Below are 11,730 nucleotides of genomic sequence, written 5' to 3' on the forward strand. Positions count from 1 at the left end.
GCGATCGATCGGTTTTAAGAATGGTTAAATCAGAATAATCCGTTTTTCCGATTGAAGGAAGCGGCCTATATCACGGACCGAACGAAGCCGAGCAGACCGCGCCGTCGCGGCCGAAGCTGGCATCACAATCTGTCAGAAGACACCATGTCCGCTCCCGCCATTCCCGTCCGGCCCGCGTCGCCCGCTCTGGCGATGTTCGTGGCGCTGCTCACCGGCGCGACCTGCATCGGCTTTTCCGGCATCTTCGTGCGCCTCGCCGATGTCGGCCCGGCCGCGGCCGGCTTCTGGCGCATGCTCTTCGCGCTGCCGGTTCTGGTCGCCTGGACGGCTCTGGAGCAGCGCAGGCCGACGGGCGAGAAGATCGGTCGCGGCGCCTTCATCGCGGTCGCGCTGGCCGGCCTGACCTTCGGCATCGACGTCACGCTCTACAACGCCGCGCTCGGCCACACGACGATCGCCAATGCCTCGCTGCTCGGCAATCTCTCGCCTGTCGGCGTCGTGCTCGGCGGCTGGCTGCTACTCGGCGACAAGCCCTCGCGGCGCATCCTCGGCGCGCTGATGCTGGCGGTGGCCGGCGCGATCCTGCTGGTGCTGCCGAAATTCACCGGCGCCGAGCGGGTGACCGGCAATCTCTTCGGCGACGGCCTCGCGGTCGGTGCGGCCCTGTCCTACGCCGCCTACATTCTCGCGGTGCGCCGCGCCCGCGACCGGGCCGGCGCCGGCTATGTCAGCCTCGTCTCCAGCGCGATCTGCGCCGTATTCTGCCTCGCCGCCGCGCTGATGCTAGGCGAGCAGATCGTTCCGATGAGCCTGCAGGGCTGGCTTGCGGTCGCGGCGCTCGGCCTCGTCTCCCATGCGCTCGGCCAGGGCCTGATCACGCTCTCGCTCGGCAGCTATGGCGCCGGCGCCGCCTCGCTCGTCATGGTCTGGCCGGCTCTGGTCAGCGTGCTCGCCGCCTGGGCGATCTTCGGCGAGCAGCCGACCCCGGTCCAGGCCTTCGGCGGCGTCGCCATTCTCGCCGCCGTGCTGCTGGTCCGGCGCGGCTGAGGCCACACTCAGGCCGCCGGCTTGACCTCATAGTGCAGGATCACGGTGCCGTTCTGGAGCGGACGGGCCGCGATCAGCGCATAGTGGCGCTTTTCCGCATTCGGCTTGAACAGGGGCGTGCCCTGCCCGATCGTGACCGGCGCGACCGCGATCATGATCTCGTCGACGAGGCCCGCCGCCAGGAGCGACTCCGTCAGCTCGGCGCTGCCGAAGACATAGATATCCTTGCCTGCTTCCGCCTTTCGGTGCGTGATCTCCCCGGTGATATCGGCCGTGACCGTGGTGTTGTTCCAGTCGGAGGTGGTGAGGCTGCGTGACGCCACGAGCTTCGGCAGAGCATTCATGAAGCCCTTGACTTCGCCTTCCCCCTCATCTTCGTTCGTCGTCCAATAGGCCTTCATCCCCTCATAGGTGACGCGGCCGAAGACGAGCAGCCCCGCCTTGCGGCCAAACTCGCTGCTGAGCGCGGAGAGCTCGTCGCCCCAGGCATCGCCGTGGAAGCTCAGATCCCACTTCTCCTTGCCCTCGAAGAACCCTTCCAGAGTCATCAGATTCCAGACGATCACCTTGGCCATCGCACCCTCCTGACAAGCCTGCTCAAAACCAGTTTCAATTTGCAACCGGTTGTTGGGTAACGAAACCGCTCCTATGTTGCAAGCGGTTTTGGAGACAAGCATGCGCGAGACCGGCCGTTCGGGCTGTCCGATCAATCTGACGCTGGAAATCCTGGGCGACCGCTGGAGCCTGATCGTGCTCCGCGACATCATGTTCGGCAACCGCCGGCATTTCCGCGAGATGCTGGCGAAATCGGACGAGGGCATCGCCTCGAACATCCTCGCCGACCGGCTGAAGCGCCTCGTCGAGAAGGGCCTGCTCTCGCGCCGCGACGACGCCACGCACAAGCAGAAGGCGATCTACAGCCTGACCGAGATGGGCGTCGCGCTCGTCCCGGTCTTCGCCGCGATGGGGGAGTGGGGCCGAAACTTCCTGCCGGTGACCGAGGAACTCTCGATCCGCGCCGAACTGCTCAGCGAAGGCGGCCCGGCGCTCTGGGAGCGTTTCATGCAGGAGCTGCGGCATCTGCATCTCGACGCGCCGAAACCCGAGCAATCCGTGCTCGCCGAGCTGACGCAGGCCTATCGGGACGCGCTGGCGCGGCGTCAGGCCATGGCAGGGTGATGCCCGCCGCAACTTATCCCCGCATGCCGTAGCGGCATGACAATGAGGCTCCCGTCAGGAGCCCCTCATGCCGATCCTCCATCGCCCCAATGCCGATCGCGAGCTTCGTGCCGTCCGGCTTCGCCTGCTGCGGCTGCGCGACGAGCTTTGCCTGATCCGGCGCGATCATCTCCGTCGCAAATACAACACGAGCCAGCCGCGCGTCCCCTCCGGCAATGCCGGCGGCGGTCAATGGACCAGCGGTGCCGGCGGAGGCGGCGGCTCCAGCCCGGCAGATCCCCTGTCTCCCGATGGCAGTTCGCTGGGTGCCGATACCGGCTGGTCCTCGCTCGGTGAGGGTTGGAACGAGGACGGCTCGATCTTCGAGCAGACCGTCACGGACGGCCAGGGCACGACGATCCAGTCGGAATATGCCGCCTCGCGCGCCGTAAGCTTCGACGAGCGCCAGACTGTCACCGAGCCCAATGGCAACAAGACCAGCTTCCAGACGACCGGCAACGTCCAGTCGATCTATCACGGCGGCCCTGACGGCGAGCTCGTCGCCCGCACGATCTGGACGCCGTCCGGGCCCGAGCCTGATGCGACAGTGCAGCCGGCTTTCGTGCCGCTTCTGGCAGCGCCGGCGATCCTCCTCGGCGGCGCGATCCTTTTCAATTGGCAATCGCCGTCCAACGGCATCGACGGCCAGCAGGCCGTCATGGGCTTCAACGCCCGTGAGTATCAGCTGGGAGACAGCACGACCGGCAAGTTCGACCTCAGCTTTTCCGGGCGCATAACAGAGGAGCAGGCCGAGCTGGCCTGCCGGCGCTTGCCGGATGTCAGGGAGTTAGCCGATCGCGCCGCCAATGCTGCCGGCTCCCCTGAGCTTTACCCGTCACGAACAGTTTATGGAACGGATATCCACACGCGCTTTGCGCAATATGTCAACGATCTAAACGACTTCCGTTTCCGAGCCGAACGATCATTCCTCAAAGAACGCATTGAGGGCGTTAACAGCCAAGAGGTGCCTTATGGGTATCCGCGGTCGATCCGTGTCGACGCCTATGAATACCGGGATGATGGCACTCTTTGCGTCTATGATCTCAAAACCGGCAAAGCCGGCTTGCCCGACCGGCGAGCTGATATCTTGGCGAGTGCCATAAAATTAGGGTTCAATCCTGTTCGACGGATCATTGTCATGGAGGTCAGGCCGAGACAATGACGACGAAGAAGCAGATCAGGGCGCTTTTTGAGCAACTCGCTTCACGCCATGACGATATCATTGTCAGGGGCCCGATCATTATACTGAAGCCGATGCGCCATGTGTATCGGGCGATTTCCATCGAGCGAAGCAGCAGTGCGGACTACCCCGGCTTTAACTGGCATATGGGGCATGCCTTCAATCCATTCGGTTCTATTTATGGTTTTGGCTTCGAACCGATCTGGCTTTCCAAAGACGGACCTCGGCGGTGGTCCGAACCGGGTTTCGCCGAAGCGGCCATCACTGCGATCGAGCATCAGGGTCTGTCGATGTTGCGTCGCGCTGGGACGATCGATGACATGGTGCTTACCAGTGGCGAGCTTTGCGCTCCGCGACACAATGGCTGGCTGAACCACTACGAGCCTTATCGCATCCATATCCTCGCCGCTCTCGGCCGCTTCGACGAGGCCGCGGCCATCTACGAGCAGATCAAGGACTGGCACCTGCGCATGACATCCTGGCCGCGTCCAGCCTTCGAAAAGGCCACCGAGCTGGGAGCTCTTGTCACCGCGGGAGATCGCCCCGCCGTGGCTGCCCTGCTCCATCAATGGGAGGAGGAGTTCGCAACAAAAAACGACCTCCTCCCGGTCTACGAACGCACGCCCTTCCCGCTCGAACTCCAGCCCTGACGCCTCACTCCGCCGCCATGCGCGGCGGGGCCGGCTTCGACATCGCTTCCGCCGTCGCGATCGCGGGGGCCGCGTGCTCGTCGATCGGCTCCCACTGGCTTTCGTCCTCGGCCTTGCCGAAGAAGCGGCCGAAGAGCCAGCCGGTCCCCCGCGAGAGATCGTCCATCACCATGTAGAAGGAAGGCACGAAGATCAGCGAAAGCACGGTCGAGACGATCAGGCCGCCGATCACCGCGATCGCCATCGGCGCGCGGAACTCGCCGCCGTCGCCGACGCCATAGGCCGAGGGCAGCATGCCCGCCGCCATCGCGATGGTGGTCATCAGGATCGGCCTTGCCCGCTTGCGGCCGGCCTCGATCAGCGCCGTGAAACGGTCCTTGCCGCGCCCGACCTCCTCCACCGCGAAATCGACCAGCATGATCGCGTTCTTGGTGACGATGCCCATCAGCATGAGCAGGCCGATATAGACCGGCATGGAGACCGCGTTGTTGGTTGCGAGCAGCGCGATCACCACGCCGCCGAAGGAGAGCGGCAGCGAGAGCAGGATCGTGATCGGCTGGAAGACCGAGCCGAACAGCAGGATCAGCACCGCCAGCACCAACATCAGGCCGGTCGTCATCGCGGTGATGAAGCCCTGCACGACCTCGCCCTGGATCTCGGCATCGCCGGTCGCGGCGATCCAGACGCCAGGCGGCAAACCCACCTCCTTGACGATCTCCTGGAACGTGTCCTGAGCGGTGCCGAGCTCGAAGCCGCGCTTCAGGTCGGCGCCGATCTGGGCGCGGCGGACGCGATCGTAGCGGTCGATCGAGCTCGGCCCCTCGCCGAAGCCGATATCGGCCACCGCCGTCATCGGGATCGAGACGCCGGTCGCATTGGTCACGCGCAACGCCGCGATATTGCGCATGTCGGTCCGAGCGGCCTCGTCGAGCTGGACGCGGATCGGCACCAGCCGGTCGCCCGCGTTGAACTTGGCGAGGTTCGGCCCGACATCGCCGATCGTGGCGACCCGCACCGCTTCCGAGATCGCCTCCGGCGTGACGCCGAGATTGGCAGCTTCCTCAAGCTTCGGCGTCACGCGCAATTCCGGCCGGCTGAGCGAACCCGCGGTCGCGACATTGAGATAGCCGTCGACCTGGCGCATCCGCGCCTCGATCTTGGCGACCGCCGCATCGAGCGCCTCGCCATCCTTCGACAGGATCGAGAAGGCCATCTCGCGCTCGCCGCGCTCGTTGACATACCAGGCGCGGACATCAGGCACGCTGGCGAGCTTCTCGGCGATGGTGACCTTCAGTTCCTTCTGCTTGATGTCGCGCTCGGCCTTGGGCTTGAGCAGGATGAAGACCGCCGCGCGGCGCACCTCGCGCTGGCCGGTCGGCGACGCGCCGCCGAGCACGAAGACATCGCGCACTTCGGGGATCGTCTTCAGCGCGTCGACGAGCTTGTCGGTGGTGACGCGGGTGTCCTCCAGCGTCGAGCCCGGCGGCAATTCGACGCTCGCCACGACGCGCGAGGTGTCCTCGTCCGGGATGAAGCCGGTCGGCAGCATCTGCGTCGCCTGGATCGATCCGACCAGGAACATGAAGCCGACGATCAGCGTCGCATAGGCCGTGTTGAACGGCATCGTCCGCCAGCCCCCGGTGCCGTCGAGGCGCGGGAAGAACGGAATGCGCCGCTTCTTCAGCGTGCCCTTGAGCAGTCCGACATAGCCACGCATGACGAACCCATCCTTGGGATCGGCATGGTGGACCGGCTTCATCAGATAGGCCGCCATCATCGGCGTGATCAGGCGCGCGACGAGCAGCGAGAACAGCACCGCGACCGCCACCGTCAGGCCGAACTGCCGGAAATACTGGCCGGCGACGCCGCCCATGAAGGAGACCGGCGCGAAGATCGCGACGATGGTCAAGGTGATCGCGATGACCGCGAGCCCGATCTCGTCGGCCGCCTCCATCGCAGCGCGATAGGGCGATTTGCCCATCTTCATGTGCCGGACGATATTCTCGATCTCGACGATGGCGTCGTCGACGAGGATACCGGTCACCAGCGTGATGCCGAGCAGGCTGACGAGGTTCAGCGAGAAGCCCATCAGCTCCATCGCCCAGAAGGTCGGGATGGCCGAAAGCGGCAGGGCGATCGCCGTGATCAGCGTCGCGCGCCAGTTGCGCAGGAACAGGAAGACGACGATGACGGCGAGCGCCGCGCCTTCCAGCAGCGTCTCCATCGCCGCCTTGTAGTTGCCGTAGGTATAGGCGACGGCGTCGTCGATCGGCGTGATCTTGATATCCGGGAAGCGCTTGTTCAGCTCCCCCACGCGCTGCGCCACGACGTCCTTGACCGAGAGCTCGCTCGAGCCCTTCGAGCGGAACACCGCGAAGGTGACGACCGGGCTCTTGTTCAGGCGGCCGAAGGCACGCGGCTCGGAATTCGAATCCTCGACGCGGCCGAGCTCCTTCAGGCGGACTTCGCGCCCGCCCGAGAGCGTGATCTTGGTCTCGGCTAAGTCCGCGACGGTGCGCGCACCCGCGAGCGTGCGGATCGCCTGCTCCTGGCCGCCGACCTCGCCCCGCCCGCCGGCGAGATCGACATTGGTGGCGCGGATCTGGCGGTTGACCTCGCCCGCGGTGATGCCGAGCGCCAGCAGCCGATCGGGATCGAGCGAGATGCGGATCTCGCGATCGACGCCGCCATAGCGCTCGACCCGGCCGACGCCCTTCAGCCCCTGCAATTCGCGCGCGACGACATCGTCGACATGCCAGGAGAGTTGCTCCAGCGTCATGCCGGCCGAGGCCGCGCCATAGGTCAGGATCGACTGGCCCTCGACATCGATGCGCTGGATGATCGGCTCGTCGATCGTTCGCGGCAAGTCCGCCCGGATCTTGGCGATGGCGTCCTTGACGTCGTTGACGGCCCGGTCCGTGTTGGTTTCCAGCCGGAACTCGATCAGCGTCAACGACTGGCCGTCGGTCAGCGTCGAGGTGACGTGCTTCACGCCGGTGATGTTGGCGACCGTATCCTCGACGCGCTTGCTCACCTGGCTTTCGAGCTCGGCCGGCGCCGCGCCGGACTGCGTCACCGTGACGGAGACCAGCGGAATATCGATGTTCGGGAAGCGCGTCACCGGCAGCTTCGAGAAGGCGAGCAACCCGAGCACGCAGAGCACGAAGAAGAGCAGGATCGCCGGAACCGGCTTTCGGATCGACCAGGCCGAGAAATTGATGTTCATCGCAGCCGCCCGTCAGTTCGTCGCGACCGGCGTGATCACGTCGCCGTCGCGCACGAAGGTTCCGGCGCGCGCCACGACCGTCTCGCCGTCGGCGATGCCGCTCGCGATCTCGGCACGGCCATCGCCGACGAGTCCGAGCGTCACCGGCTTGGTCGTGACCTTGCCGTCCTTTACCGACTGAACGGTCGCGCCCAAACGGTTATAGGTGATCGCCGAAAGCGGCAGCGTGACCGCACGCTTGCGGCCGGTCTCGATGACGCCGCGCGCGAAGGAGCCGATCGCGACCGGCGGATTGCCGTCGAGCGCGACGAGCACGCGGCCGAGCCGCGACGCCTTGTCGACCTCCGGCATGATCAGCCGGATATTGCCGACCAGGGCTTCCTTGGCGCCGGCCGGCGTCACCGCGACGGCCTGCCCAAGCTTGAGCCGGGGAAGCTCGACCTCCGCGACCTGCGCCTCCAGCTCGACCGCGCCATCGGCGATGATCCGGAACAGCGGGTCGCTCTGCGGCAGCATGCTCGCCATCGCGCCCAGCCGCGCCGTGCGCCGGCTGATGGTGCCGGCGCGCGGCGCCTTGATCTCGGTACGCGCCAGCTTGACGGTAATGTCCTTGCCCTGCGCCTGGGCCAGAGCGAGATCGGCAGTGGCGATCGCCAGCGCCTGCCGGGCCGAATTGGCCCGTGCCTCGCCGGAGCGGGCGGCAGCAGCTCGCTGGTCGAATGTCTCGATGCTGGTATTGCCGCTCTCGCGCAGGGCCCTGGTCCGGTCGAAGGCATTGTTAGCCTGGACGACATTGGCGTCGGCCTCGGCGATCTGGGCCTTGGCCTGCGCGATCAGCGCCTCGGCACGGGCGACCTGGGCATCGTTCTGCGACTTCTGGACCTCGAGCGTCGTCCGGTTCAACCGCGCCAGGACCTGCCCGCGTGCGACCTTGTCGCCCTCCTGCGCCAGCAATTCGATGATCGAGAGCCCGTCGACCTCCGGCGCGACCAGGATCTCGTCGCGCGCGACGATCGAGCCGGAGACGACCACGCTCTGGACGATCTCGGTGGTCTGCGCCTGCGTCACCGTGACGGACGGCCCGGCTGCGGCGGACGGCGCCTGCTGCTTGGCCGTCTCGGCCCGGGCCGGCAGCGGCGCGGCCAGCAGGCCAAGAGCGATCATCGCGGAGAGCGGAACGATCGAACGAAGGGACATCGGAGAAGATCCTGTTGCGGCCATCCGGCCGGACGGAAGCTGGGAAAGCCCGGGAGAGGCAGAGATCACGGCTGCGTCTCCGTTTCGGGCAGGAGCATGGTCTGGGAGAGCTGACGCATGCCGGTGAAGAGCGTGTCGGCAGCGGCGGCGATGTCGAAAGTCGGGTCCATCGCGCGCCGGCAGAAGAAGCCGTCCGCCATCATCGAGACCGCCATCAGGAAGCGGCCTTCGTCGAGCCGCGGCGGCAATTCGCCGTTGGCCTTGGCCTCGCTGATCGCCGCGGCAAGCCCTTCGATCACGGTGCTCTCGATCTCCGAGCACATCCGCGCCATCCCGGGATTGCGCGCCGCTTCGGCCCAGATCTGCACGGCGATCACCGCCTTCTCGCGCGGCTGCTCCACGAGATGCTTGCGGCCGAGCGCCTCGAGCTGGTCGAGCAGTGAGCCGTTCTTCGGGCAGAGCTTGCCGAAATCCTCTGCGATCAGGCTGCGGTCCCGCTCGGTCATGCCCGCGATGATGGCGTCCTTCGACGAGAAATAGCGGTAGAGATTGCCCGGGCTCATGCCGGCCTCGGCCGCGACATCCTGCATCGTCGCGGCATGGAAACCGGCGCGCGCGAAGACGCGCTCGGCCGCATCAAGGATGCGGATATGCCGTTCCGACAGGGCGAATTCGGACGTCGAGGCGGGGACCACAGGTGACATCGGAGCTCAAGATAATGAGAATGAACGTTCATTCTCATCTCAGATACGGTGGCGGACGTCAAGTGAAGCGCTCCTTGCGACCATCCGTGGCCGGACAAGCACCGTGAGCATTGCCGGACGATTGCCGCATTCCGGCGCATAAATTGCTTGCTTCGTTCCGTCTGGAACCGCATGCTCGGGGGCGATCTGGCATGGCTTCGCGCGCCGTCTCTCCCAAACGTCACGCGCGAGCGACCTTGAAGTCCGTGATGAACGACCACGCCTTCCCCTTGCGCCCGGCCGGCCGCACCCGCTCTCCCCTCACCGCCCGCACGTCGGGTCCCGCGCGCAAGCCGGTGCTGGTCGTGCTGCATCAGGAGCATTCGACACCCGGGCGTGTCGGCCGCCTCCTGCAGGCGCGGGGCCATACCCTCGACATCCGCAAGCCGCGCTTCGGCGATGCGCTGCCGCAGACCATGCGGGAGCATGCCGGCGCGGTGATCTTTGGCGGGCCGATGGGCGCGAACGATCCCGAGGATTTCATCAAGACCGAGATCGACTGGATCGGCACCTGCCTGAAGGAGGACGCCCCCTTCCTCGGCATCTGCCTGGGCGCACAGATGCTGGCGAAGCATATGGGCGCGCGCGTCTATACCCATGGCGAGGGCCGCGCCGAGGTCGGCTATTACCCGCTCGGGATCACCGAAAGCGGTCGTTCTCATGCCACGGCGGCCGGCTTCACCTGGCCCGGCACCGTCTATCAATGGCACCGCGACGGCTTCGACTGCCCGAACGGGGCGGAGTGCCTGGCGACCGGCGGCGATTTCCCGGTCCAGGCCATCCGCACCGGCTCCAAGGCCTATGGCATCCAGTTCCATCCGGAGGTGACGCCGGCGATGATGTATCGCTGGTCGGTGCGCGGCTATGAGCGCACGCTGATGCCCGGCGCCCAGCTCGGCCATACCCATATCCCCGGTTGGTTCCAGCATGATCCGGCGATCCGGCTCTGGCTCGACGCCTTTCTCGACCATTGGCTGAAGGAGCCGGCCGAAGCCGGATCGACATCGCCTTGACCCGTACAGCTCTCGTTCTCGGCGCCGGCATGGTCGGCGTCTCCTGCGCGCTCGCGCTCCAGAAGCGCGGCATCGCGGTCACACTGATCGACCGCAAGGCACCGGGCCGCGAGACCTCCTACGGCAATGCTGGCGTGCTCGCGGCCTCCTCGATCGTGCCGCTCAACAACCCCTCCCTCTACGCCAAGATCACGGGCTATCTCGGCAACCGCCACCCGGCGCTCAACCTGAGCTGGACCCGCGCCTTCACCCGGCCGGGTTGGCTCTTGCGCTTCCTCTGGGAGGCCCGGCCCTCGCAGGCCAAGGCCCGCATCGCCGCCTTGCAGGCGCTGACGGCGAGCACCGTCGAGCGCCACCGCACTCTGATGGCCGAGGCTGGAGTTTCTCATCGCCTGCGCGAGACCGGCACGATCAAGCTCTGGCGCAGCGAGGCCGGCCATGACGCCGCCCGGGCCGAGCATGATTTCCTGAAGAGCCACGGCATCGAGTCGCAAATCCTCGACCGGCAAGGCATTTCCGGCATCGAGCCCAGTCTGAACCCGATCTTCCCGGCCGGGCTCCTGATTCCTTGCGTCGGCTCGGTCGATTCCCCCGGCGCTGTCACCGAAGCCTACGCGGCGCTCTTTGCCGAGCGTGGAGGCCGGATCGAACAGGCCGCGATCACCGGGCTCACCCGTAATGGCAATGGCTGGCGCGCGAGCACCGCTTCGGGCTCGTTTGAGGCCGATCTAGCGGTCGTGGCGCTCGGCCCCTGGAGCGGCGATCTGCTAAAGCCGCTCGGGATCGATCCGAAGCTCGATGTCGAGCGCGGCTACCACCGCCATCTCAAGCCGGCCGCCGGCACCGGCCTGTTACGCCCGGTCTACGATGTTGACGGCGCCTATTACATGGCGCCGATGGAGCAGGGCTTTCGCATCACCAGCGGCGTCGACCTCTCCTTCCGCGACGCGGCCGACGATCACCGCCAGATTGACAGCGCGACGGCGTCGGCCCGCGAGGCCTTCCCGCTCGGCGAGGTCGTCGGCGAAACCTGGCGCGGTGCGCGCCCGACCTTGCCGGATTCATTGCCGATGATCGGCGAGGCGCCCGGCAATCCCGGCCTCTGGCTCGCCTTCGGCAATCAGCATATCGGTTTCTCGACCGGGCCGATCACCGGCGAAATGATCGCCGCCATGGCCTGCGGCGAGAAGCCGCCGATCAACCCGACGCCGTTCCGGCCGGAGCGCTACATCCGCTGAGAACCGCTGTCTTCCCGCATCTGCGCAGCAGCTGTCTCTTATACACATCTGACGCTGCCGACGATTAACCTTCGGTGTAGATCTCGGTGGTCGCCGGAGCATTAAAAGGGGGGGGGGGGGGGGGGGGGGGGGGGGGGGGGGGGGGGGGGGGGGGGGGGGGGGGGGGGGGGGGGGGGGGGGGGGGGGGGGGGGGGGGGGGGGGGGGGGGGGGGGGGGGG

General features: G+C 66.5%; 10 protein-coding genes. 6 read left to right on the top strand and 4 right to left on the bottom strand.

What is annotated here, in order from left to right; all coding sequences use genetic code 11:
- The first annotated feature begins 144 nt into the window (after window positions 1-144).
- Window positions 145-1,047: a DMT family transporter gene (locus JHD80_RS19245; protein ID WP_199090723.1), complete on the top strand. Its 903-nt coding sequence runs from the start codon at window positions 145-147 to the stop codon at window positions 1,045-1,047.
- Window positions 1,048-1,055: 8 nt separating this feature from the next.
- On the opposite strand, the gene JHD80_RS19250 is transcribed toward JHD80_RS19245, so the two are convergent.
- On the bottom strand, window positions 1,056-1,622 hold the full coding sequence (locus JHD80_RS19250; protein WP_199090738.1) for a dihydrofolate reductase family protein: 567 nt from the start codon (window positions 1,620-1,622) through the stop codon (window positions 1,056-1,058).
- A 100-nt stretch (window positions 1,623-1,722) separates the two neighbouring features.
- On the opposite strand from JHD80_RS19250, the gene JHD80_RS19255 reads away from it, so the two are divergent.
- From JHD80_RS19255 to JHD80_RS19265, 3 genes are all read left to right on the top strand, one after another.
- Window positions 1,723-2,226: a winged helix-turn-helix transcriptional regulator gene (locus tag JHD80_RS19255; protein WP_199090725.1), complete on the top strand. Its 504-nt coding sequence runs from the start codon at window positions 1,723-1,725 to the stop codon at window positions 2,224-2,226.
- Between the two features lie 67 nt (window positions 2,227-2,293).
- Entirely contained in the window at window positions 2,294-3,427 is a 1,134-nt protein-coding gene (locus tag JHD80_RS19260) for a PD-(D/E)XK nuclease family protein (RefSeq protein WP_199090727.1), read from the top strand.
- Window positions 3,424-4,095: a hypothetical protein gene (locus tag JHD80_RS19265; protein WP_199090729.1), complete on the top strand. Its 672-nt coding sequence runs from the start codon at window positions 3,424-3,426 to the stop codon at window positions 4,093-4,095. The genes JHD80_RS19260 and JHD80_RS19265 overlap by 4 nt, the downstream gene beginning before the upstream one ends.
- A gap of 4 nt (window positions 4,096-4,099) precedes the next feature.
- Here the strand turns inward: JHD80_RS19265 and JHD80_RS19270 are convergent, their stop codons facing one another.
- The 3 genes from JHD80_RS19270 to JHD80_RS19280 form a co-directional block, all read right to left on the bottom strand.
- Window positions 4,100-7,321, bottom strand: coding sequence for an efflux RND transporter permease subunit (locus JHD80_RS19270; RefSeq protein ID WP_199090731.1), 3,222 nt, complete (start codon window positions 7,319-7,321; stop codon window positions 4,100-4,102).
- A gap of 12 nt (window positions 7,322-7,333) precedes the next feature.
- Window positions 7,334-8,518, bottom strand: a complete 1,185-nt coding sequence (locus tag JHD80_RS19275) for an efflux RND transporter periplasmic adaptor subunit (protein WP_199090733.1) — start codon at window positions 8,516-8,518, stop codon at window positions 7,334-7,336.
- A gap of 65 nt (window positions 8,519-8,583) precedes the next feature.
- On the bottom strand, window positions 8,584-9,222 hold the full coding sequence (locus JHD80_RS19280) for a TetR/AcrR family transcriptional regulator (RefSeq protein WP_199090735.1): 639 nt from the start codon (window positions 9,220-9,222) through the stop codon (window positions 8,584-8,586).
- A gap of 248 nt (window positions 9,223-9,470) precedes the next feature.
- On the opposite strand from JHD80_RS19280, the gene JHD80_RS19285 reads away from it, so the two are divergent.
- Window positions 9,471-10,274 carry a glutamine amidotransferase gene (locus JHD80_RS19285; protein WP_199090736.1) on the top strand — a complete coding sequence of 268 codons (804 nt, stop codon included), beginning with the start codon at window positions 9,471-9,473 and terminating at the stop codon, window positions 10,272-10,274.
- Complete coding sequence (locus JHD80_RS19290; protein ID WP_248311654.1) at window positions 10,271-11,512, top strand: NAD(P)/FAD-dependent oxidoreductase; 1,242 nt, start codon at window positions 10,271-10,273, stop codon at window positions 11,510-11,512. The genes JHD80_RS19285 and JHD80_RS19290 overlap by 4 nt, the downstream gene beginning before the upstream one ends.
- The last annotated feature ends 218 nt before the right edge of the window (window positions 11,513-11,730 follow it).

The organism is Allobosea sp. ASV33 (assembly GCF_016428755.1).
In the GTDB taxonomy this organism is placed as follows: Bacteria; Pseudomonadota; Alphaproteobacteria; order Rhizobiales; family Beijerinckiaceae; genus Allobosea.